Origin of the sequence: Streptomyces sp. NPDC051738 (genome assembly GCF_044453205.1) — a bacterium.
Taxonomy (GTDB): Bacteria; Actinomycetota; Actinomycetes; order Streptomycetales; family Streptomycetaceae; genus Streptomyces.
In genome coordinates this window covers 438,656-461,712 of the sequence record NZ_JBITCM010000003.1, presented here as the reverse complement: position 1 = coordinate 461,712, position 23,057 = coordinate 438,656, and the positions used below count along the sequence as shown (strand labels likewise).

The window sequence follows — 23,057 nt, the reverse complement described above, 5'->3', positions numbered from 1 at the left end:
CAATCGAAAGGAGATGGCCGAGATGCCGTCGTCCCCGTCCTCGTACCCCCTGACGCTGCCCGCTGTCGACCTGCAGCCCGGCAAGCCCCCGATCCTGCACACCGGCTCCATCGGCTCCACCGGCTCCAGCGGCGACGCGGCGCGTTGGGCGGCCGAGCACCGGGGCGCGCTGCGCGCCGTGGTCGCCGAGCACGGCTCGGTCCTGGTCCGCGGTCTCGGGCCGCGCGACCGGGCCGAGACCGCTGCCGTCTTGAAGCAGTTGGCCGGGGCCGGCGGTCTGATGACCGAGAAGGAGGCTTTCGCATCCCGGCAGACCCACTCCGACGGCGTGTACTCCTCGTCGAAGTGGCCGCCGAACCAGCCGATGTGCATGCACCACGAACTCAGTTACACCCTGGAGTTCCCCGGCCTGATGCTGTTCGCCTGCCTGGGCGCCCCCGCCGACGGCGGGGCGACCGCGCTGGCCGACGCACCCACCGTACTGAGCGCGCTGCCCACCGATCTCGTGGCGCGGTTCCTGAGGGAGGGCTGGCTGCTCACCCGCACCTACAACGACGAGATCGGGGCATCCTTCGCCGATGCCTTCGGCACCGAGGACCGCGGCGCGATCGAGAGCTACTGCCGCGCGGCCGCCATCGCCTTCGAGTGGCAGCCCGACGGCGGACTGCGGACCTGGCAGCGCCGCAGCGCCGTCGTCCGGCACCCCGTCACGGGCCGGCGCTGCTGGTTCAACCAGATCGCGTTCCTCAACGAGTGGACGTTGGACCCCGAGATACGCGAGTACCTGGTGGACCTCTACGGCGCCGACGGCCTGCCGTTCAACACCCGTTACGGGGACGGCGCGCCGATCGGCGAGGACACCGTGCGGCTGCTGAACGAGGTCTACCAGTCCCACACCGTGCGCGAGCCGTGGCAGGCCGGCGACCTGATGCTCGTCGACAACGTCCGCACCGCGCACAGCAGGGAGCCGTACGAGGGGCCGCGCGAGGTGCTCGTCGCGATGACGGACTCGGTGCGCCTGGCCGACTGCTCGCCGACCGTGGAGGTGATCACCGAATGACCGTCACCCCTTCCACCCCCTGGGAGTCCGCACCGTCCGGGCCGGTCACCGTGCCGCCGTTCGCGGTCGTGTCCGGCGACCAGGTCCAGCAGGCGCTGCAGGGGCGCGAGAAGCAGATCGTGGAGTTGGTCGAGGAGACCTACCGGCTGCACAGTGCCGGCGAGTCGGTGAACCCCCCGTCCTACTTCCTGCGCTTCCCCGACCGCCCGTCTTCCCGGATCATCGCCCTGCCCGCCTCGATCGGCGGGGAGGCCGGGGTGGACGGGCTGAAGTGGATCTCCAGCTTCCCGCAGAACGTGGCGGCCGGGATCCCGAGGGCCTCGGCGGTGCTCATCCTCAACGACCGCCGCTCCGGCTACCCGTTCGCCTGCATGGAAGCCTCGATCATCAGCGCCACCAGGACGGCCGCCTCGGCGGCACTTGCGGCGGACCGGCTCAGCCGAGGCCGGCAGCGCCCGACGCGCGTCGGCTTCATCGGGACGGGCCTGATCGCCCGCTACATCCACACCTTCCTGGCCGGTACCGGCTGGTCGTTCGACGCCATCGACGTGCACGACGTGTCCGCCGACAGCGCGGCCGGTTTCCGCTGCTACCTGGAGCAGTCCGGCGCCACCGGCTGGATCGTCGTGCACGACAGCCCCGAGCAGCTGATCCGCCGGTGCGACCTGGTCGTCTTCGCCACGGTCGCCGGCCGGCCGCACGTCTACGATCCGTCGTGGTTCGCACACCGTCCGCTCGTGCTGCATGTGTCGCTGCGCGACCTGGCTCCGGAGATCGTGCTCGCCTCGGACAACATCGTCGACGACGTCGAGCACTGTCTGCGGGCGGACACCTCGGTTCACCTGGCCGAACGGCTCACGGGCAACCGCGAGTTCCTGACCGGGACGCTGGCGGAGGTGATGGCCGGAAGCGTGACGCCCTCGGCGGACCGGACGGTCGTGTTCTCGCCCTTCGGCCTGGGGGTGCTCGATCTGGCCCTCGGCAAATACGTCTACGACGAGGTGGCCGGCTCCGGAGAGCTGCACGTCGTCGACGGCTTCTTCCATGAGTTGCGCAGGTACGGGTGAACACCATCCGGCCCGGCCGCTTCTCCTATCCGCGGAGGCCATCGTGTCAGTCATATCCGCTCCCTACACCTTCAACGAGGAGGATCTCTACGTCGACCTCCAGTCGATCCTGGGCCGCAAGCTCTTCCTGAAGTGCGAGGGCTTCAACTTCGCCGGCTCGATCAAGCTGAAGCCCGCGACCGAGATGGTGGAGGCCGCCGAGCTGGTGGGCGTCCTGACCCCGCAGTCGGTCCTGCTGGAGTCCTCGTCGGGGAACATGGGCGTGGCACTCAGCATGATCGCGGCGAGCAAGGGCTACCGGTTCCTGTGCGTGACGGACTCCCGCTGCAACCTGTCGACCAGGTTGGTGATGGAGGCCCTGGGCGCCCAGGTGCACGTGGTCACCGAGCCGAGCGCCCACGGCGGCTTCCTCCGTGCGCGGCTCGACTACATCCGCGCGCTGACCGGCCTCGACGACCGGTACGTGTGGCTCAGCCAGTACACCAACCCGGGCAACTGGAGAGCGCACTACCGCAGGACGGCACCGGCGATCGCCCGCTCGTTCCCGGCACTGGACGTGTTGTTCGTCGGGGCCGGCACCACCGGGACCCTCATGGGCTGCGCCCGCTACTTCCGGCAGTGGCACCGGCCGGTCCGCATCGTCGCGGTGGACAGCGTCGGCTCGGTCACCTTCGGCGGTACCTCAGGACGCCGCATGCTGCCTGGCCTGGGCATGAGCGTCAGCCCGCCACTGCTCGACGATTCCTTCATCGACGAGGCGGTGCACGTCGAGGAGGCGGACACCATCCGCGCCTGCCACCGCCTCGCCCGACGTGGCTTCCTCTTCGGCGGCTCCACCGGCACCGTCGTCAGCGGCGCGGCGCGCTGGCTGGCCGCGCACGACTCGGACGACCTCACCGCGGTGGCCATCGCCCCTGACCTGGGCGAGCGCTACCTGGAGACCGTCTACCAGGCCAACTGGGTCCAGGGCCTCTACGGCGAGAACGTGCTCCGCCCCGGCGGCATGGCCGCCGTCGGCTCGCGGGCCGCCCGTTCCACAGCGCTGCGGGATGCGGACGACGGCTGGGCCCCGGACACTGGAGATGGGTGGGTGAACCCAGCATGATGACTCGGGGCAGACACACAGGGAGAGGGTGTGGCGAAGCCGCAGGGCCCTGGGGCCCGGCACATCGGTACATCCGAGACCGATCGACTGTTGGTGTCCGTCGCTGCCGGCAGCCAGGACGCCTTCGACCGTTTGTACGACGCGGTCGCCGGTCCGATCTACGGAATCGCGTGCCGGGTGCTGCGGGACCCCGCGCGCGCCGAGGAGGTCACCCAGGAGGTGATGCTCGAGGTCTGGCAGAGTGCCCCCCGCTACCGGCCCGAGATCGGGCACGCCCTGACCTGGATGATGACCATCGCTCACCATCGAGCGGTGGACAGCGTACGCACTCTGAGCAGGTCCGCCGAACGTGAGCGTGCCGTCTCCGAGCACGAGTCGGCTCTCGCCTTCGACGAGGTCGTGGAGACGGTGGAGGCGCTCGGGGAACGCGAAGAGGTCCGCTCGTGCCTGAAGGACCTCAACGCCGAGCTACGGCAACCGGTCGTGCTCGCCTACTACCAGGGCCTGACCCATACGGAGATCGCAGCGGCGCTGTCCCTGCCGCTCGGCACCGTCAAGAGCCGTCTGCGCAGGGCACTCACCCACCTGCGGCATTGCCTGGGAGCTCCGCCGTGAACACAGCAGACCCACACGACCTCGCGGGGGCCTACTCGGCGGACGCCCTCACCCGTGAGGATCGGGAGGCGTTCCGGCGACACATCGCCGACTGCCCCGACTGCGCCCACGAGACCGCCCGCCAGCAGGAGGCCGCGGCCTGGCTCGCCCTTGCGGCAGCCCGCACTCCGCCGCCGCGTCTGAAGGAACGTGTCCTCGCCGAGGCGGCCCGGACCCCCCAGCTTCCGGCCACGCTCCCCGGTCATACGGATGGGCGCCGCGGCCGACGGACGCCGCCTCTGCTGCATCTCGCGCTGGCCGCCAGTGTGGCCGCGGCCGCCGCGCTCGGCGGACTGGCGGTCTGGCAGCACCAGGAGGCGCGGGAGGCACGCCAGGAGGCGGAGAGCCACTCCGCGGACCTCGCCCGGCTCCTCGCGGCCCCCGACACCACGTTCGTCAAGAAACACGTGGAATACGGCGGTTCCGGCACCCTCGCGGTCTCACGCGGGCTGAACCAGGCCATCTACTTCTGCGAGGACCTGGCCGCCCTGCCCTCGGACAAGATCTACCAGTTGTGGTGGGCCGACCCCGGGGACGAGGTCCGCTCCGCCGGGCTCCTCCCCGCCCAAGCAGGCCGCCAGGCCGTGGCCCTGCCCCCGCCGGACGCCGCCGCCGCGCTCGCCATCACCGTCGAACCGAGCGCGGGCTCCGTCAAACCCACCTCCGACCCCCTCGCCACCTGGCCCCTCCCCACCTCCTGACGTGCCCCGGTGGGCCTAGGCTGACCTCATGCCTGAGCGTCATGCCGTGTCACCTGCAGTCGGTGCGCATCTGCGTGCCCCGGACAGCGCGCGGCTCGCCGAGGCGACCGGGGTGTTCGCGATGCTCTCGGACGTCACCCGGCTGCATCTGTTGTGGCTGCTCGCGCAGGACGAGGCGGACGTCGGTTCGCTCGCCGAGCGGTGCGACGCGTCTCGCACCGCGGTCAGTCAGCATCTGGCGAAGCTGCGGCTCGCCGGGCTCGTGGACACCCGTCGCGAGGGACGGCACATCTACTACCGCCTCAGCGACGGGCATCTGCGGCGCCTGGTCGTGGAAGCGCTGAGCCACGCGGACCACCGGGTGAGTGGGCAGGCACCGCACGACTGAGGCGTCGTATGGGGTGTCACCGGTCAGGACGCGCCGTCGACCGGGAGTTCGAGGTGGACTTCGTAGCCGCCGTCGGCCGTGGGTCCGGAGGTGATGGTGCCGCCGAGGAGTTCGGCGCGCTGGCGCAGTCCGACCAGGCCGTGGCGGGAGCCGGGCAGGGGGAGCGGGGGCCGGGTGGGAGCGGTGTTGGTGACGGTGGCGTGCACGGTGCCGTCCTCGTGCTGGACGCGGATCGTCGTCCGGGCCCCTGGTGCGTGTTTGCGCACGTTTGTCAGCGCCTCCTGCACCGTGCGGTAGACGGCGCGCTGGAGAGGTGGCGCCAGGCCGTCGGGCAGGTCGGTGTCGAGCGTGGCGTCGAGGTCGCTGCCGACCACCAGCCGTCGCAGATCGGCAAGGGACGGCTGAGGGGTCAGCTCCGTCGGGCGGCTCCCTGAGGCGCGCAGCACGCCCACCATGTGCCGCAGCTCTTCGAGCGTGTGCACACTGAGCCGCCGGATCGCGGACGCCGTCTCAGTGACCTCCGCGTCATGGCTGCGCATCTGCAGGGCCCCGGCCTGCACGGCGATCAGGCTGACCTGGTGGGAGACCACGTCGTGCATCTCCCGGGCGAGCTGTGCGCGTTCCTTGGCCAGTACCGACTGCGTGATCAGCTGCTGCTCACGCTCGCGCCCCTTGGAGATCTCGGCCAGCCGCAGCGACAGTTCACGTCGGGCCTGGGCGAGCTGGCCCAGGAAGACGGGTGCGACCGCTTCCGCAAGGCTGTAGCTGACGGCGATGAGGGTGGAAGAGGTGTCCGGGAGATCGGCGAACTCCGGTGACGGCCACGACCAGACGGTGATGTTGCAGACGGCGAAGGTGGCGGCGCAGACACCGAGCAGGACGCGGTGGCGGGTCAGGGAGGCCAGCGTGTACAGCGCGGCCAGGGTGGCGAACACCGCGTCGGTGACCAGGACGCTGGGCAGGGTGAGGACAAAGGTCGTCAGCGGCAGCCGGCGGCGCAGCAGGAGGACGAAGGCGCCGACCAGGGCACAGGCCAGGGGCGGCCGCTCGTCGCCGTCCACATTGACCCAGACGTCCAGCAGCGACACTCCGACCAGCGCGAGGTCGAACAGCACAGGGGGCGGGCGGCGTGGTCTCATCCGCCCTCCCGGTGTCCCGGCTGCCTGAGCAGACCCGCGCGCTCGGCGAGCAGGGCGGCCTGGACCCGGCTGCCCACCTCCAGCTTGCCGAGGACGGTGCTCACGTGATCCTTGACCGTGCCCGTGCTCAGGTGCATCCGCCGGCCGATGTCGGTATTGGACAGTCCCTCGGCGATGAGGACGAGGACGGCGCGCTCGCGCTCGGTCAGCCGGGCGACGGCGCGGACGGCGGGTTCCTCCTGGCTGTGGTCCAGATAGCCGTCCACGACGGTGCGGGTGACCGTGGACGACAGCACGACACCGCCGTCGGCCAGGGTGCGCACCAAATACGGCAGCTGCCGGGGATCGGTGTCCTTGAGCAGGAAGCCGGCGGCCCCCGAACGCAGCGCCGCCGCCACGTACTCGTCCATGTCGAACGTCGTGAGCATGGCCACCACCGGTGGATCCGGCAGCCGAAGCAGATCGGCCAGGACGGTGAGCCCGTCCACGTCCGGCATGCGGATGTCGAGCAGCACCACATCCGGACGTGACTGCCGTGCCGCGCGCACGGCCTGTCCGCCGGGCACGGCCGCCACGACCTCGATGTCGTCCGCGCTGTTCAGAATGTGCTGGAAGCCCGTACGGATCAGGGCCTCGTCGTCGACCACCAGTACCCGGATCACCTGTGCTCCACCCGTCGTCGGACCAACGCCGGATTCCCACGACGCCCCGCGCGGCTTTCAGGTTACTTTGTGCCGATTGCCGCTACCTGGCGGGAAACGTACCGCCGGTCGGCGGGGTGGCTCCGGACGACCGACGGGTGGTACGCGGCACGTTCGCTGCGGATCGTGAATTCCATGACCGGCGACACATGCTCGGCCGTACCGTCGACGGTGACACCCACCCTGGGGATCGGTTCTCCCGCCGCCCCCGCCCCGACACCGTCGACGGTACGGCTGATCGGCATCGACATCGCCCGTGGACTCGCCGTCCTCGGTATGTACGCCACCCATGTCGGCCCCGATCCGTCGGTGGGCGGGCCGGTGGGCTTCCTGCTGGAGCTGACGCGCGGCCGTTCCTCCGCCCTGTTCGCCGTGCTCGCCGGGTTCACCCTCGTCATCATCACCGGCCGCCCGTCCCCACGGACCGGGCGCGACGGGCGGCAGGCGGCCGGCCGGGTCGTCATCCGTTCCGTCCTCCTGATAGCGCTGGGCTTCGCCCTGACCGCCCTGGACACCTCGATCGACGTGATCCTCGCCTTCTACGGGCTGATCTTCCTCGCCGTGCTGCCGCTGTACCGACTGCGGGCCACGACACTCGCGGTGATCGCCGCCGTAGGAGCCCTCGTCCTGCCCCAGGTGCTGTACGTCATCCAGCAGTCGATCTACGAAGGAACCTGGTCGGACACGGTCATCTCCTGGGACCCGCTCGCCCGGTTCACCGACTCGGACGGACTCCTGGAACTGCTGTTCACCGGCGAGTACCCGGTCCTCACCTGGGCATCGTTCATGATCGCCGGCATGGCGCTGGCCCGGCTCGACCTCACCGACGCCAAGGTCCGCGCCCGTCTCGCTCTGACCGGCGGCGCGCTGGCCGTGGTCGGCTACGGCGGCTCCTGGCTGGCCCTGCACCTCGTGCCGCAGGCCCGCACCGCCATCGCCGACGCCACCGACGGCGGTTCGGCATCCTCAGCCTGGTGGTCCGACACCGTCGGCGCCCTCACGGACGGCACCCCGCCGGAGTGGCTGCTGGTGGCCGCGCCGCACAGCCAGACGACCTTCTCCATCCTCGGCAACACGGGTGTCGCCCTCGTCGTCGTGGCGGCGTGCGTCACCGTCGCGTACCGAGCGCCACGCGTCACGCGCCTGCTGCGACCCGTGGCCGCGGTGGGCGTGGTGGCGCTCAGCGCCTACGTGCTGCACATCGTCGCCGTACGCGTCTTCGGCAATGAGGACGACTCGATGTCCGCACTGCTGGTGCTGTCCTGCTACATCGCGGGAGCCATGGTGTTCGCCATGGTCTGGACCCGCCGGTTCCGCAGGGGCCCGCTGGAGTACCTCCTGCATGCCACGACCCGGCCGGCCCGCCACATCAGGTGACCACCTGGTGCGTGGTGTGGAGCTGCCTGGTGACCTCGGTCAGATCGGCCAGGAACATGGCCGCGAGTTCGGCGGTGAATCCGGTGCGTACCACCAGGCGCAGGACGGAGACGTCCTGGCAGGGAGCGGGAAAGGCGTAGGCGGGCAGGTGCCAGCCTCGTGCCCGCATCGCCTGGGAGATGTCGAAGACCGTGAAGCCCCGTGTGCCGGGTGCCAGGCGGAAGGCGAAGGCCGGGAGTTCGGAGCCGTCCGTGACCAGCTCGTAGGGGGAGACGGCCTGGATGCGGGTGGCGAGTTCGCGGGCCGTCGTACGGTTCTGGGCCGCCAGGTTGCGCAGCCCCTCGAAGCCGTACCTGAGGAAGCTGTAGTACTGAGCGACGACGTGCGCGCCCGGGCGGGAGAAGTTGAGGGTGAAGCTGGGGGAGCTGCCGCCGAGGTAGTCGACCTCGAAGACCAGGTCGTCGGGGAGGGCCTCGGCGTCGCGCCACAGGGCCCAGCCGAGGCCCGGGAAGACATGCCCGAACTTGTGCCCCGAGGTGTTGATGGAGGCGACGCGTTCGAGCTGGAAGTCCCACATCAGTCCGGGGTCGAGGAAGGGGGCCACCATGGCGCCGGACGCGCCGTCGACATGGACGGGGATGTCGGTGCCGGTGGCGGCCTGGTACCCGTCCAGGGCCATGCAGATGTCGGCGACGGGCTCGTAGGAGCCGTCGAACGTGGAGCCGAGGACGGTCACGACGCCGATGGTGTTGTCGTCGCAGTGGGCGGTGAGGGTGTCGGGGGTGAGGTGGTAGCGGCCCGGTTCCATCGGGACGTACCGGGGCTCCACCTCGAAGTAGTTGGCGAACTTCTTCCAGCAGACCTGGACGTTCGCGCCCATGACGATGTTCGGGCGGGCGACGTCCTTGCCCCGGGCGCGCCGGCGGTCCTGCCAGCGGCGTTTGAGCGCGAGCCCGCCGAGCATGGCCGCCTCGCTGGATCCGGTGGTGGAGCAGCCGCGGACCTGCTCCGCGTGCGGCGCGTGCCACAGCCGGGCCAGCATCCGCACGCAGCGCTCCTCCATCGCCGTGATCTGCGGGTACTCGGCGCGGTCCGCGAGGTTCTTGTCCGCGGTCTCCGCCATCAACTGCTGAGCCTGTGGCTCCATCCATGTCGTCACGAAGGTGGCGAGGTTCAGCCGGGCGTTGCCGTCGAGCATCAGCTCGTCCCGCACACGGCGGCTGACCAGTTCAGGCGACGACGCCGACTCGGGCAGTTCGTCGATCGGCGGCAGGAGGGTGTCGGTGGGCCGGTGGCCGAGGTGGGGCGAAGAGGGGAGGGGCTCGAACGCAGTTGCGGGCTTGGCGTCGGTTTGCGGGATGGACATGAGTACGTGGGTGCCTTCCTGGCCTCTGTGACCCCGTGCACTTCGACGCTAGATCCACGGGCGGCCCGGCATCAGTGCCGATTACACCGATCCGGTGATCGGTTTGCGGACTGATGAGCTGGATTTTCCCTTGGGCATACTGGCTGTTGTCGCACCATTGGGGGTTGCCCGAGTCCGGTGAGTCGCGCCATCGGCGAGACCCCTGCCTGAGTCGGCGGCCGGAGGGACGTCTCAATGGTTAAGATTTCACCTACCTGACGAGAGTTTGGTAAGGCTTCCCTTATATTGTGTGATCACGCCCCCGGTTGCCGCACATCAAGCACCGGGGGATCGATCTGTCCTCCCCACGACAGGACCCACCATGCGCACCACTCCGCGCCGCCTCCTGGCGGCTCTCGCCCTCACCCCGCTGCTCGCCGGATGCTTCGCCTCCGGCGACGACGGCTCGGATGCGAGTGGCGGGTCGGGATCGGGCGGTCGGCTGAGGGTCGCTCTCGCCGTACCGCCGGTGCAGGCCCTGTCGCCGTACAGCAACGACGCCACCGTACTCAGCAAGCTCTCCGTGGCCGAAGGCCTCACCGCGCTGGACGAGAACGGTGCCGCCGCGCCCGCCCTGGCGAAGTCCTGGAGTCAGAAGAACGCCACGACCTGGGCCTTCGAACTGCGCAAGGCCACGTTCCAGGACGGAACCGACGTCACCGCCGAGTCGGTCGTGGGCGCGCTCGGCCACGCGAACGAGGCCGAGACCAAGCCGCGCGTGCTGAGCGACGTGACACTGACCGCCAAGGCCGACGACGCCGACACCGTCACGATCACCACCAAGACCGCGGACCCGGTCCTCCCGCTGCGGCTCGCCAGCCCCGCCCTCGGCATCCTCTCCGAGAAGGCGTACGCCAAGGACGGCACCGTCAGCCCGATCGGCACCGGCACCGGGCCCTTCGAGATCACCAAGCTCACCGGGAAGACCAAGGCCACGCTCAACCGCTACGACGGCCACTGGGGCGGCAAGGCCAAGGCGTCCGGCATCGACGTCAGTTGGATAGCCGACGGCACCGCCCGTGCGAACGCCCTGCGCGGCGGCGACGTCGACATCGCCGAGTGGATCCCCACCGCCCAGGCGAAGCTCCTCGACGACAGCACCCGCCACGAGGTGCCCTCCGTGCGCACCGACAGCCTGATCCTCAACACGGCCGGCGGTCTCTTCACCGACGCCGGCCTGCGCGCCGCCGCCCGCGAGGCCGTGGACGGCGGCGTCCTCGTCGACTCCGTCTTCGGCGGCTACGCCGACCCCGCGCAGGGCCTGTTCGGGCCGGCCGTCTCCTGGGCCGCCGACCGCCGAGTCGAGGTGACCGGCCGGGCGAAGGCCGCGACCGCAGCGCAGGTGAAGGCCCAGGCGCAGGGCAAGACCCTGCGCCTGGCCACCTACACCAACCGCGCCGAACTCCCCGAGGCCGCGACGGTCCTGCAGCAGCAGCTGGAGAAGGCAGGGTTCGCCGTGAAGCAGGACGTACGCGAGTACACGCAGATGGAGGCCGACCTCCTCGCGGGCAAGTACGACGCGCTCGTCTTCTCCCGGGTCACGCTCCTCGACACCGGCGACGCGGTGGCCTATCTCGCCAGCGACTACACCAGCGACGGCGTCTACAACATCGCGGGCCTGAAGGACGCGAAGGTCGACCAGGCCATCGAGTCCGCCGCCGAGGAAGGCGACACCGCCGAGCGGCAGAAGAAGGTCATGCAGGCCGAGGCGGAGATCCTGCGCACCGACGCAGTCGTCCCGTTGGTCCACGAGAAGGTCGTGCAGGGCATCGCCGGCGACGTCGAGGGCGTCCTCCTCGACCCCCGCGAGCGCTCCCTGATCGACGTCGACACCCACCTGAAGTAGCCGCCGATGAGCATCACGTCGTCGGCCGGTGCCCACGGCCTCCCGACCCGGTGGCGCGCGGGCGCCGGCCGCGTCGTCGCCGGGACCGCGCTGCTGACCGCCGTCGCCTTCCTGCCCTGGCTGTCCGGCACCGACCCCGCGCTGACCGTCCTGCGCGCCCGTTCCGCCGAACAGGACCCGACCCCGGCACAGCTGGCCGCCGTACGCGAGCAACTGGGCCTCGACGAGGGGCCGTTCGCCCATCTCGCGCGATGGCTGGAGGGTATGGCGCGCGGGGACGCGGGCGCGTCCTGGGTGTCGGGCGAACCGGTCCTGCCCCAGGTGACGACCGCCTTCGCGGTCTCCGTCACGCTGATGCTCGGCGCGCTGCTGGTCACCGTCGTGGTCGCGGCGCTGATCTGCGCCCGCACGCTCTACCTGGGCTCGCGGCAGCTGTGGCAGGGGAAGACGGGCGCCGGGGTGGCCGTCCTTGCCGCGCTGCCCAAGTTCGTGCTCGCCTCGCTGCTCGCGACGGTGTGCGGGGTGTGGCTGGGCTGGTTTCCGTCCCAGGGCTGGGAGGGGCCGCAGTCGATGGTGCTGCCCGCCCTCGCCCTCGGGGTGCCCTCCGGGGCGATGGTCGGCGGACTGCTCGACCAGTCCCTGCCCGCCGCCTTCCACGAGCCCTGGGCACGGACCTGGCGCGCCTCCGGCCTCCCGCCCGGCCGTATCGCGCGCACCGCGCTGCGCCGCGCGGTGTCCGGGGTGCTCCCGCAGCTCCTGCCGACCGTCGTCGCCCTGGTCGGCGGCGCGGTCGCGGTGGAGAAGATCTTCAACATCCCGGGCCTCGGCCGTCTCGCGCTGGAAGCCGCCATCGCCCAGGATCTTCCGCCGCTCCAGACCGCGACGCTGGCCCTGGTCCTGCTCGGCGTCTGCGCCGGCCTCCTGATCCAGGCGGTACGCCGCGCTCTGCTCGGCCCGGCCCTGCGGGACGGCGCGCTGCCGGCCCTGCACCCGCCCACCCTCCCACGGCCGCGCTCACTGCCCTGGATCATCGGCTTCTGTGCCCTGGCCCTGCTCCTCCTCGTCGTGGCCGGCATGCTGCGCGATCCCCTCCACGTGGACACGACGGCCCGACTGCTCCCGCCGTCCTTCGCGCATCCGCTGGGCACCGACCCACTCGGCCGAGACCTCCTGGCCCGGCTGGGCCACGGCGCCCTGCACACCGCCGGTGTGGCCCTCGCGGTGACCGCGGCCGGCGCCCTCCTCGGACTCCTGATCGGCATGGCGACACAGGTGGGGGCGGGCCTGACCGAAGTGGTGTCGACTCTGCCGGCCGTCCTCGCCGGCCTGCTCACGACCGCGGTGACCGGACCGTCGGTCTGGGGTGCCGCGTGCGCGGTGTGCCTCGTGGCCTGGACCCCGTACGCAGCCCAGACGGCCGCATTGCTCGAACAGGAACGGGCCAGCGTCCACATGCTCGCGTCGATCTCCTTCGGCGCCGGCCCCTCCTACCTCCTGCGTCACCACCTGCTGCCCGCGGTCCTGCCCGCACTGGTGCGCAACGCCCTGCTACGGCTGCCCACCACGGTCCTCGTCCTCGCCTCCCTCGGCTTCCTCGGCCTCGGCGAACAGCCGCCCACCCCGGAGTGGGGCCGCCTGCTCTCGGAGAACCAGCCCTACGCGGAACTGGCCCCCTGGACCGTACTCGGCCCGGCCACGGCACTCGTCCTCCTCTCCGTCCTCGCCGTCTCCGGTACGGCGTGGAGACGCGGCCGGGTCCAACGCCGCACCGCCGGGCCCCATTCCGACTGACGTCTGGGACCTCCTGAACCCGGTGAGATGAACACCGGACGGCTCGCACGGGTAGGGCACATGGCGGCCGAATGTCTGCTGCGCACAGGACTGAAGCAGTTCGGATCTTTACGCCAGGCGCGCGCAACCTGTGCCCCGTGCCGAGGGTCGGACCGGTCGGACAGCCGGTTGACGGCACTCAAGTACTCAGGGGCGCGTGGTGCGAACAGGGCGAGGAAGAGGAAGAAGAGGCAGGGCCGGACTTGCCGTCGGCACGGTGGTGGTCCTGGCGGTCGGAGCCGGGCTGCTGACCTGGACGCCTGCCTCGGCGGCCGCGGCGGACGACGAGGAGATGCCGTCCGTCACGCTTCAGGCGACCCCCATGACGACAAGGCCGGCGAACCTGTACGCCGCGGACAGCTCCGGCTACCTGTCGACGCCGTCGCCCGGAGAGCCGTCGAGCCTGTCGACGTGGGTCGGCAAAGACGGCTCGACCGTCGAGGGCCTGCCCACACCGGTCGCCGTCCTCGGCGGGCTCGGGCTGGAACGGGGGAAGGAGACGAACACCTACCGGATCCGGCACTACGCGACCGGCGAGGTCGTACGGGTGGACCTGCCCGAGACCGACATCGCCACCCAGATGTTCGCCGAGAACCGTCTGGTGACCCAGCGTGTCGTCGACGGCGAGCGAACCCTGCACCTCCTCGAAATCCCCGATGGCGGCGGGCAGCCGACCGATCGTCAGGTGACCGGAGTCCTGGACGACCTCGACGAGGCTGTGGCCAACGCCGAAGGCGACTTCGTCCAGGGTTCGACGTCGGACGGCCGCGGCGGCGTGTTCCACTACAAGCCCGCGGGCGGCGAAGCCGGGCGCAACGCGCTGCTGGATTTCGCGACTGCCCGGGTCACCTATGTACCGCGAGGGGGCTTCGACCGGATGCGCGCCTTGCACCTCGGCCGCGACAAGGTCGTCTTCTCGGTCGGCGACAAGAGTTTCACAACGTCGAAGCTGTACGCCATCGACCGTGCCCGGCCGGACAGGCCCGGAACCCTCATCGACCGGCTGCCCGACGAGGAGAAGGCCCTTGAGGGTCAATGGAACGCGGACATGGTGCGGGCGGTCGGCGACTGGCTGGTGTACGCCAACATGATCGACGGCACGGTCCACGCCGTCCCCGTCGCGGGCGGCCCGGCCCGGACGCTGCTGCCCCGTTCCACCCTCCGTACCCGCTTCGTCAACGCCCAGGACGGCAGCGTCTACATCGACGGTGGCAGCGACGAGGAGCACTGGGCGGTGCAGCGCATCACGATCGCCGAAGACGGCACTCCGGTCGCCGAGCCGGCCGTGCCACTGCCCGCGGTCACGGCGTGGGAGGCCGGCGGCATGGCCCTCGACCACGGGCGGCTGCTGCTCGCCACGGAGAGGGCGCCCGCACCGGGCGAGGGCAACACCTTCCTCACCGCGTCCAAGCTCTCCCTCGCGGCGGACGGAACGCTGACCGCCGGACCGCTGGAGGAGCTGGGCAACCTGGGGTACCGGGTGCCGGACCAAGAGCCCTACATCGACGCCATGAGCGCGGGCTGGGACCAGCCGTGCTACGAGGACTGCCTGCGTCTCACCGCCACAGGTGAGTCCTCCGTCGCCCACAACGTGTGCGGTGTCGGGCAGGTCGTGGCGGCCGCCGGTCCCTACCGGGTGGTCCGCCCGTCGGAGCAGAAGATCTGCCCGGCGGGATCGGGCAAGCAGGAGGTACGGGACGGGGACAAGGTACTGAGCAGCGGTCCCCGGCAGCCCGCGGCCCTGTGGGACAGCACCCTGTGGATGCCGGGCAGCGAACCCGGCACGGTCTACGCGGCCTCTCTGCCGACCCTGAAGCCAGTGGCCGCGGAGACCGTCGGCGCCACCTGCGTTCCCGAGGAACTGCAGGTGGTGGGCCGCTGGATCTACTGGACCTGCGGGCCCAACGGTGACGCCGGCGTGTACGACCGGGCCACGGGGCGGCAGATCGACGTACCGTCCGGATACGCGCAGCTGGCCGACGGCTACCTGGTCAGCCAGGCGACCGCGGCCCGCAAGCTGCTGATCACCTACTTCCCGGACGCGGTGCCCGCCGACCGCGTCGGTACGAGCGAGCTGGGTCCGCTGCCGTCACCGGCCCGCACCCCGCAGGACCGGCGCGGCCTGTTCTGGGCGGTGGACCGCTTCGACGGCGCGGTGGCCTACCTCACCTCCTCGGGCGACGTGACCGTGAAGTGGCCCCGGGTCCGCGCCTCCTCGTTCACCGAACCCGGTCCTGACACCCCGTTCGCGGGGACGCTGCCCGGCGCCCTGTTCGTGCTGGCGCTGGCCTGCGCGGTCACCCTTCGTTCCACCGGCCGGAAGCCGTGGCCGCCGTTCCAACGGCCAACCGCATAGGCCCAGTTGGAGGTTGCCCCCGGACCAAGGTCCACGAGCCGCTACGATCACGGCATGATTGCGGCTTGGTCACTCCCGCGGATGCCGCGGGCCCGCGTGTCTGCGGGTCCGCTGCTACGGGTGTTGGCCATGGCCCTGCTGCTGTCGGGCATCGTGTGCTCGCACGGCGTTCACGCCGACAGTGACCGAGGACACCTGGTGACCGGCGCGGCGGTGTCCGTTTCTGTGTCGCCCGAGGGGCACGGCTCCTCGCATCCGATCGAGCACTGTGTAACCGCTCCACCCCAGCAGGGGCCGGTGCTGACGCCACCGTGCTCTGCCGTGTCGGTCGGCGAATCCCCTGCCCTGAGGCGTGCCTTGGCCAGGCAGGGTCTCAACGAGCCGGTGCCTTCCACCGCTTCGCCAACGGCACTGAGACCGTCCGTGATTCAGCAGGTCTAGAAGCCGGACTCCGTCATTTCCGGCTGTCCGGCCACGCCCGCCCCCGATGGGTGAGGGGCCGTTCGCCGGCCGGTGCACGACGAGAGCCCGGGCCCGCACACGTCAGGTGACCCGGATCTGCGTCGTCGATGCCGTCCTGCCGCCCACCACGCCTGTCGGAGGACCTGTGCTCACGCACTTCCGTTTGCCCGCGCACACCCTGCGGGCGTCGGCCAACGCGCGTCGGCCGCGCCCACTCGTGGTCGTGCTGCGTGCCGCCCTGTTGGCGGTGGTCGGTCTCTGCGCCCTCGTGCACGGGCCGTTCGGCGAGGAAGGCCGACCGGCTTCGAGCGTTTCCGCCACATCGACCACGGCATCGGTGACGGTGGCGGGCAGTGCGGTGCCCCATGGACCGCATCCGCACCACGGCAACGAGAAGTGCACCCCGGCCGCTGCCGTCCGAGCGATGGTCCAGGCAGCCCAGCATCCACCCGCCGGCCTGGTGGCAGCCGCGCTCGCCGGCGCCCCCGCGGCCGCCTTGGTGTGGCCGCGCGCGTTCCGCAGGCCGTACCACTTCCGCAGCAGACGTACGGGCAGGACCGTGCTCGTCCGCACCTGTCGGTGGCGCATCTAGGCCTCTCGCCCGCAGCCGACCGCCCCGTGTCCGCTGCCGCGCGACGGCTTCACGAGCCCGGACGGACCGACCGTCCGCCGTGCGGCCGTGGCGCGAGATGAGCACGCACCGCGCATTCATCGAGCGAGAGCGAAACAGATGCAGTCACTGACGAATACGACCGTCACGCCCGACCGGTCCGCCCTGTCGGCGCTGGTGGGCAACACGCCGCTGCTGCGGGTGTCCGAGCCGCTGACTCCCGCGGACCGTGGCTTCTGGGCGAAGCTGGAGGGCTTCAACCCCGGCGGGATCAAGGACCGACCCGGCCTGCACATGGTGGAACGGGCCCGCGCCCGCGGCGAGTTGCGACCGGGCGCTCGGATCATCGAGTCCACCAGCGGCACCCTCGGTCTGGGACTCGCCCTGGCCGGACTGGTCTACGGCCACCCGGTCACCCTGGTCACCGACCCCGGCCTGGAGATGTCCATGAGCCGCTTGCTGATCGCGTACGGCGCCAAGGTCAACGTGGTGTCCGAGCCCCACCCCACCGGCGGCTGGCAGCAGGCTCGCCGCGAGCGGGTCCAGTTGCTGATGGCGCAAGACCCCGGCTCGTGGTGCCCGGACCAGTACAACAACCCGGACAACACCAGCGCCTACACCCCACTCGCCCTCGAGTTGGCGGCAGAGCTGGGCCATGTCGACGTCCTGGTGTGCAGCGTCGGCACCGGCGGGCACTCCGCCGGCGTCTCCCGGGTGCTGAAGCAGCTCTACCCCGAACTGATGCTGGTCGGGGTCGACACCGTCGGCTCCACGATCTTCGGGCAGCCGGCCCGGCCGCGACTGATGCGTGGCCTCGGATCGAGCATCTACCCCCGCAACGTCGCCTACGCCAACTTCTCCGAGGTCCACTGGGTGGCCCCGGCCGAGGCGGTGTGGACCTGCCGCCGGCTGGCCACCTCGCACTACGCCACCGGCGGCTGGAGCGTGGGGGCGGTCGCCCTGGTCGCCGGATGGCTGGCCCGCACCCTGCACCCGGACACCCGGATCGCGGCGGTCTTCCCCGACGGCCCGCAGCGCTACCTCGGCACGGTGTTCGACGACGACTACTGCGCCGCCCACGGGCTGCTCGACTCCGAGCCCGCTCCCGAACCGGAGGTGATCGGCCGCGCCGACGAGAAGGAGGTCACCCGCTGGACCCGGTGCACCACCGTCGCCGACCCGCTCGACGACACGGTGGAGGAGAGCCGGTGAAGGGCACCCTCGCACAGGTACCCACATACGAACGCAGCGTCCAGCTGTTGATGGTCAATCAGTTCACCATCAACCTCGGCTTCTACATGCTGATGCCCTACCTGGCCGCCCACCTCTCCGGAACCCTCGGGCTGGCCGGCTGGGTCGTCGGACTCGTCCTCGGCGTAAGGAACTTCAGCCAGCAGGGCATGTTCCTCGTCGGCGGGACGCTCGCCGACCGGTTCGGCTACAAGCCGATGATCGTGGCCGGCTGCCTGCTGCGCACGGTCGGCTTCGCGGCCCTCGGCCTGGTCGACTCGACGGCCGCGCTGATCGCCGCTTCCGCGGCCACCGGGCTCGCCGGGGCACTGTTCAACCCGGCGGTCCGGGCGTATCTCGCCGCAGACGCGGGGGAGCGCAGGGTCGAGGCGTTCGCGCTGTTCAACGTCTTCTACCAGGCCGGGATCCTGCTCGGCCCGCTCGTGGGCATGGTGCTCACGGGGGTGGACTTCCGCGTCACCTGCCTGGTCGCCGCCGGGATCTTCGCGCTGCTGTCCGTCGTACAGATCCGTGCCCTGCCCGCCAGGCGGGCCGAGGACACCAAGGGCGAGGAGCGGACGCGGACGGGCCAGGACCGCGTACTGGCGCAGTGGCGCGCCATCCTGGCCAACCGGCCGTTCCTGCTCTTCTCCGGCGCCATGGTCGGCTCTTATGTGCTGTCCTTCCAGGTCTATCTCGCGCTGCCGCTGGAGGTGCGCAGGCTCGGTGGCGAGGGGGAGTTCGGTACGGCGGCGGTGGCGGTGCTCTTCGCGGTCTCCGGGCTGAGCACGATCCTCGGGCAGACCAGGGTGACCGCCTGGTGCAAGGCACGGTACGAGCCGGGCCAGGTGCTCACCCGGGGACTGGCCGTCATGGGCATCGCGTTCGTGCCGTTGCTGGCGGCCACCGCCGTTCCCGTACCCGACTCCGGCGTCGGGCTGTGGCTGCTGGCGGCAGTGCCGCCGACGCTCGCCGCGCTGCTGCTGGCGGTCGGCACGATGATCGTCTACCCCTTCGAGATGGACACCATCGTCCGGCTCTCCGGCGACCGTCTCGTGGCCACGCACTACGGGCTGTACAACACCATCTGCGGGATCGGCATCACCCTCGGCAACCTGCTCACCGGCGCCTCACTCGACGCCGCCCGTGAAGTGGGCATGCCCGCACTGCCGTGGATCTCGTTGGCGGCGCTCGGTCTCGCCTGCGCGGCCGCCCTGTACGGACTGCACCGCACCGGCCGTCTGGTGACCCCGGCGCCCGCGTCGCGGCCCGTCGCGGCCTGACCCACCGGTCGCGAAGGGGGGTGGGCGCGTCGTACGGCGCCCACCCCTGCCGGGCCGAGCGTCGACTCCGAGGCCGGTCACCCGGCGAGAGCCGCGCGCTGGGCCGGCGTGAGCCTGTCGTGCTGGGCTGTGACCAGGTGGGCGCCGGAGAAGGTGCGTTGAAGTGCCAGTGGTCCGCAGACTTCCGGCTGGTGCTCGGCGGCTTGCACAGCAGCGGCGGCGCGCGCCGTTGGCCAGCCGAGGGCGGCGGCGACCTCGCTGGTGGTGAGGGGCCGGCCCGCGTGGAGCAGGGCGGCGAGTACGGTGATCGCGTCGTCGAGGGGCACGGTGGTCGACGGGCCGGTCATGTCCCGGTGGATGCCGACGAAGAATTCGTGCATGGCCTGGAGCCGTGCGCCTGCGGGGCTGCTGGGTCCGAACAGGTCGGCACCCTCCTGGGCGGTCTCGGCCCACACCGCGTTCTTCTGGGCGCTGGTCAGCCAGGCGCGCAGCCAGACGTCGTCATCGAGGACGTGGTGTGCGCGGCGTCGGCCGGGCTCGTACGTGCGTGTGAGGACGTCGAGCCCTTCGAGGTATGCCACGGCCTTGGACACCGAGGCCGGGCTGACCCCCAGCCGCTGGGCGAGCTCCGCAGCGGTGCGCGCACCAGAGGGGGCAGTTACCAGGCAGGCCAGCACCCTGGCGGCCGTGCGGGGCAGTCCGGTCGCGATCATCATCGTCGCGAATCTGTCCATGTAGGCGTGGACGGCGGCGGGGTCGACGGCGGCGGGGTCCCGCCCGTGCGTGCCCTCGGCGTCGGTGGCCGGTGGCGGCGCGGGCCGAGGCGGCCGGTTGCGCCGCTGCCAGGCGCTGGCCCGGTCGGCGTGTTCCGCTCGGTAGCCGCCCGGCCCGCCGTGGCGGGCAACCTCCCTGCTGACGGTCGAAGTCGGCCGTCCCAGTCGTCGGGCGATCGCGGCGTACGGCAAGTCCTCGGCCAGTCCTGCCTCGATGACCCTGCGGTCCTCCGCGGTGAGTCTGCCGCCGCCCATGTCCGCCCTCCCACCGTGGGCACAGCGAGCCGGCCGGACGTGACCGACTCCGCACACCCCCGTGCGTTGCGTTAGCCGTCACCGGCAACGCTACAAGATCCGGAAATCGCCCCAACTCCCGGAGATTCCAAGGCTTTCACCGCTTCCGCGGATGCATGTGCACCGTAGCTTTCAGGTGTCGCGAAAAGATGAAACCAGGGGGTTCACATGGAAGACGCCACGCCTGCAGCGCACGCCACCACCCGCAGGAACCACGACGCCGTCCAGCGTGTGCTCGACCAAGCGGTGCGGGAGGGAGGAGTGCCGGGAATTCTTGCTCAGGTCCGTGACGGCGACGGGCACTGGTTCGGCACGGCGGGGGTCGCCGACACACGGACACGTCGGGCGCGCGGGCACGAGGACCGGTTCCGGATCGGCAGCATCACCAAGACGTTCACCGCCACAGTGATCCTGCAACTCGTGACCGAGGGCCAACTGGCCCTGGAGGACACGGTGGAGCGATGGCTGCCGGGCGTGGTCACCGGGAACGGGCACGACGGCGACACGATCACGGTCCGACAGCTCCTCAACCACACCAGCGGAGTCTTCAGCCACACCAGCGACCAGCCGGCACTGAGCACGCAGGAGACCTACACGCCCGAAGAGCTCGTGGCGATCGCCGTGTCGCATCCGGCCGACTTCCCGGCGGGGACGGGCTGGGCGTACTCCAATACCAACTACGTTCTCGCCGGGATGATCGTCGAGCAGGTGACCGGCCGGATGCTCGCCGATGAGATCACCGACCGTCTCGCCCGCCCGCTCGGCCTGACGGGAACCTCCCTGCCGCTCGGCGCCGACCCGGTGCTCTCCGGACCTCATTCGAGCCACTACACCAAACTGTTCTCCCCCGACCCGGACGCCACGGTCCACGACGTCACGGAACTGGAGACGAGTCCGTACTGGGCGGCGGGCGGCATGATCTCCACCGTCGCCGACCTCGACCGGTTCTTCGCGGCACTGCTGGGAGGGCGCCTCCTCCGGCCGGAACAACAGCGCGAGATGTTCACCATGGTCCCGACGGAAAGCTGGCTTCCCGGTGCCACCTACGGTCTCGGCGTCTCCCGCCTGACCCTGCCCTCCGGCACGGAGGTCTGGGGCATGGGCGGCGCACTCTTCGGCTCCTGGTCGTACGTCTACGGCACACGCGAGGGCACACACACGCTCGCGGTGAACATCAACGCCGACTGGGCGACCGGACGTTGGGAGGACCCCATCGGCATCTTCACCGACCTCCTGGAGGCCGAGTTCGGCCGCAGTGCCGAATCCGCCTGGGTCTCCGGGAAACCGGTCGACAGGCCGGACTGGAATTGTCATGATCCGCACTCGTGACGACACCTGAGCAGTACCTGGTCCGGGCCGCCGCCCACAACAACGCCGAGTGGTGCGCGGCGATGAGCCGATCGCACGGCTTGGCGGGCGAGTTCGGAGCGCAGGCTTGGGCCGCTCCGTCTCGCACGCCCCTCTACTACCCCGACGCGGTGACGCTGGTGCCGGACGCCGACCCGGCCGCGCTGGCGGCGGCGATCGACACCACCGCGCCCGGCGCCTCCGTCAAGGACAGCTTCGCCGACCTGGACCTGACAGCGTCCGGCTTCCAGGTGCTGTTCGAGGCGCAATGGATCCACCGCCCGGCGAGTGTGCCCGCCCCCGTGTCGGATCTCACCTGGGACGTGGCGGGCGACCCGGACCTGCTGCACGCCTGGGCGCTCGCCTGGGACGACGGGGAGGGCAACGCGGACCTCTTCCGTCCCGAACTGCTCGACGACCCCGCCACCTTCGTGCTCGCCGGACACTCCGCCGACGGCCACGTGGTCACCGGCGCGGTGGCCAGCCGCAGCGACCAAGTGGTCGGAATCTCCAATGTCTTCGCGCTGGACGGCGACCCCGACGCGGCCTGGCCGGTCGTACTGGACGCCGTCACGTCGCTGTTCCCCAGCCTGCCGGTGGTCGGCTACGAGCAGGGCGACGCCCTGGCGGCAGCCGTCCGTCATGGCTTCGAGCCGGTCGGTCCGCTGCGGATCTGGCTGCACGGTCAGTAACCCGACCGGCTCCTGGGCGGACTGGACCTGCTTGCCACGAGATGATCGCTTCATGACTGAGATCGTTCTGATGTCCGACCCGAAGGTCGCAGCCGTGCCGGTTCAGGAGTGCGGTGAGCCGCTGGTGGATGTGCGCCGGGACAGCCCCTTGCTGGTCGACGAACGGAAATGGCAGGACTCCGCCGGCGCCTTCGCCCACCTGCGGGCAGGAGTGCTCGACCGTCTCCTCAAGGCCCAGGCACAGCTGCCTCAAGGGATGCGGCTGCTGTTCGTCGAGGGATACCGCCCACCGTCCCTGCAACGCCACTACTTCGACACATACGCGGCCCAGCTGCGGGCCGAGCATCCGGAATGGTCCGCCGAACAGGTCCGCTCGGCAGCCAGCCGTTATGTGTCCCCGCCCGAGATCGCACCGCACAGCGCTGGTGCCGCCGTCGACCTGACGCTCGCCGATGACGCCGGCCAGGAACTCGACATGGGCACCCGCCTGAACGCGACCCCTGAGGAGAGCGCGGGCGCCTGCTACACGCAGGCCGACAACATCAACGACGACGCTCGCTCTCACCGGGACATCCTGAGTACCGCGCTCACCGCTGTCGGCCTGGTCAACTACCCCACAGAGTGGTGGCACTGGTCCTACGGAGACCGCTATTGGGCCTTGGAGACAGGAGCGGCAGCCGCCCACTACGGACCCAGGGAACTCGGCTGACCGCAGGTGCGGCGACCGCCCGATCCTG

The 23,057-nt window shown here is 70.9% G+C and carries 20 protein-coding genes; 16 read left to right on the top strand and 4 right to left on the bottom strand.

Features of this window, described 5'->3' with window-relative positions:
• Positions 1-22 precede the first annotated feature (22 nt).
• The 6 genes from ACIA8X_RS09950 to ACIA8X_RS09925 are packed head-to-tail and all read left to right on the top strand — an operon-like array spanning position 23 to position 4,975.
• Positions 23-1,060: a TauD/TfdA family dioxygenase gene (locus tag ACIA8X_RS09950; RefSeq protein ID WP_399458155.1), complete on the top strand. Its 1,038-nt coding sequence runs from the start codon at positions 23-25 to the stop codon at positions 1,058-1,060.
• Complete coding sequence (sbnB, locus tag ACIA8X_RS09945; RefSeq protein WP_399458154.1) at positions 1,057-2,127, top strand: 2,3-diaminopropionate biosynthesis protein SbnB; 1,071 nt, start codon at positions 1,057-1,059, stop codon at positions 2,125-2,127. The genes ACIA8X_RS09950 and sbnB overlap by 4 nt, the downstream gene beginning before the upstream one ends.
• A gap of 43 nt (positions 2,128-2,170) precedes the next feature.
• The gene (sbnA, locus tag ACIA8X_RS09940; protein ID WP_399458153.1) at positions 2,171-3,232 is read left to right on the top strand and encodes a 2,3-diaminopropionate biosynthesis protein SbnA; all 1,062 of its coding nucleotides are present in this window, start codon (positions 2,171-2,173) and stop codon (positions 3,230-3,232) included.
• Between the two features lie 30 nt (positions 3,233-3,262).
• The gene (sigK, locus tag ACIA8X_RS09935) at positions 3,263-3,847 is read left to right on the top strand and encodes an ECF RNA polymerase sigma factor SigK (RefSeq protein WP_393445190.1); all 585 of its coding nucleotides are present in this window, start codon (positions 3,263-3,265) and stop codon (positions 3,845-3,847) included.
• Positions 3,844-4,587, top strand: coding sequence for an anti-sigma factor domain-containing protein (locus tag ACIA8X_RS09930; RefSeq protein WP_393445187.1), 744 nt, complete (start codon positions 3,844-3,846; stop codon positions 4,585-4,587). Before sigK ends, ACIA8X_RS09930 begins: the two co-directional genes overlap by 4 nt.
• A 28-nt stretch (positions 4,588-4,615) precedes the next feature.
• Positions 4,616-4,975, top strand: a complete 360-nt coding sequence (locus ACIA8X_RS09925) for an ArsR/SmtB family transcription factor (protein ID WP_393445185.1) — start codon at positions 4,616-4,618, stop codon at positions 4,973-4,975.
• Positions 4,976-4,998: 23 nt separating this feature from the next.
• On the opposite strand, the gene ACIA8X_RS09920 is transcribed toward ACIA8X_RS09925, so the two are convergent.
• Complete coding sequence (locus ACIA8X_RS09920; protein ID WP_393445182.1) at positions 4,999-6,114, bottom strand: sensor histidine kinase; 1,116 nt, start codon at positions 6,112-6,114, stop codon at positions 4,999-5,001.
• The gene (locus ACIA8X_RS09915) at positions 6,111-6,776 is read right to left on the bottom strand and encodes a response regulator (RefSeq protein WP_393445179.1); all 666 of its coding nucleotides are present in this window, start codon (positions 6,774-6,776) and stop codon (positions 6,111-6,113) included. Before ACIA8X_RS09915 ends, ACIA8X_RS09920 begins: the two co-directional genes overlap by 4 nt.
• 174 nt (positions 6,777-6,950) lie before the next feature.
• Here ACIA8X_RS09915 and ACIA8X_RS09910 point away from each other — a divergent pair, with 174 nt between their 5' ends.
• The gene (locus tag ACIA8X_RS09910; RefSeq protein WP_399458152.1) at positions 6,951-8,192 is read left to right on the top strand and encodes a DUF418 domain-containing protein; all 1,242 of its coding nucleotides are present in this window, start codon (positions 6,951-6,953) and stop codon (positions 8,190-8,192) included.
• Here the strand turns inward: ACIA8X_RS09910 and ACIA8X_RS09905 are convergent.
• Positions 8,185-9,558, bottom strand: coding sequence for a glutamate decarboxylase (locus ACIA8X_RS09905; protein WP_399458151.1), 1,374 nt, complete (start codon positions 9,556-9,558; stop codon positions 8,185-8,187). The two genes, ACIA8X_RS09910 and ACIA8X_RS09905, sit on opposite strands and share 8 nt — an antisense overlap.
• 361 nt (positions 9,559-9,919) lie before the next feature.
• Here ACIA8X_RS09905 and ACIA8X_RS09900 point away from each other — a divergent pair, with 361 nt between their 5' ends.
• The 6 genes from ACIA8X_RS09900 to ACIA8X_RS09875 all read left to right on the top strand — a co-directional run bounded on the left by ACIA8X_RS09900 (position 9,920) and on the right by ACIA8X_RS09875 (position 19,214).
• Entirely contained in the window at positions 9,920-11,443 is a 1,524-nt protein-coding gene (locus ACIA8X_RS09900) for an ABC transporter substrate-binding protein (RefSeq protein WP_393445173.1), read from the top strand.
• Between the two features lie 6 nt (positions 11,444-11,449).
• Positions 11,450-13,234, top strand: coding sequence for an ABC transporter permease subunit (locus ACIA8X_RS09895; protein WP_399458150.1), 1,785 nt, complete (start codon positions 11,450-11,452; stop codon positions 13,232-13,234).
• Between the two features lie 256 nt (positions 13,235-13,490).
• Positions 13,491-15,629, top strand: coding sequence for a hypothetical protein (locus ACIA8X_RS09890; protein ID WP_393445168.1), 2,139 nt, complete (start codon positions 13,491-13,493; stop codon positions 15,627-15,629).
• 625 nt (positions 15,630-16,254) lie between these two features.
• Positions 16,255-16,683, top strand: coding sequence for a hypothetical protein (locus ACIA8X_RS09885; protein WP_399458149.1), 429 nt, complete (start codon positions 16,255-16,257; stop codon positions 16,681-16,683).
• Between the two features lie 138 nt (positions 16,684-16,821).
• Positions 16,822-17,913, top strand: a complete 1,092-nt coding sequence (locus tag ACIA8X_RS09880; RefSeq protein WP_399458148.1) for a PLP-dependent cysteine synthase family protein — start codon at positions 16,822-16,824, stop codon at positions 17,911-17,913.
• Positions 17,910-19,214, top strand: a complete 1,305-nt coding sequence (locus ACIA8X_RS09875; RefSeq protein ID WP_399458147.1) for an MFS transporter — start codon at positions 17,910-17,912, stop codon at positions 19,212-19,214. The genes ACIA8X_RS09880 and ACIA8X_RS09875 overlap by 4 nt, the downstream gene beginning before the upstream one ends.
• A 77-nt stretch (positions 19,215-19,291) precedes the next feature.
• On the opposite strand, the gene ACIA8X_RS09870 is transcribed toward ACIA8X_RS09875, so the two are convergent.
• Positions 19,292-20,242, bottom strand: a complete 951-nt coding sequence (locus ACIA8X_RS09870) for a MarR family transcriptional regulator (protein WP_399458146.1) — start codon at positions 20,240-20,242, stop codon at positions 19,292-19,294.
• 207 nt (positions 20,243-20,449) lie between these two features.
• Between ACIA8X_RS09870 and ACIA8X_RS09865 the strand changes: the two genes are divergently transcribed.
• From ACIA8X_RS09865 to ACIA8X_RS09855, 3 genes are read left to right on the top strand one after another with little or no spacing between them, the layout of a single operon-like run.
• Positions 20,450-21,610 carry a serine hydrolase domain-containing protein gene (locus ACIA8X_RS09865; RefSeq protein ID WP_393445158.1) on the top strand — a complete coding sequence of 387 codons (1,161 nt, stop codon included), beginning with the start codon at positions 20,450-20,452 and terminating at the stop codon, positions 21,608-21,610.
• A complete protein-coding gene (locus ACIA8X_RS09860) occupies positions 21,607-22,320 on the top strand; it encodes a hypothetical protein (protein ID WP_393445156.1) in 714 nt (237 codons plus the stop codon). The genes ACIA8X_RS09865 and ACIA8X_RS09860 overlap by 4 nt, the downstream gene beginning before the upstream one ends.
• A 52-nt stretch (positions 22,321-22,372) precedes the next feature.
• A complete protein-coding gene (locus tag ACIA8X_RS09855) occupies positions 22,373-23,029 on the top strand; it encodes a M15 family metallopeptidase (RefSeq protein WP_399458145.1) in 657 nt (218 codons plus the stop codon).
• The last annotated feature ends 28 nt before the right edge of the window (positions 23,030-23,057 follow it).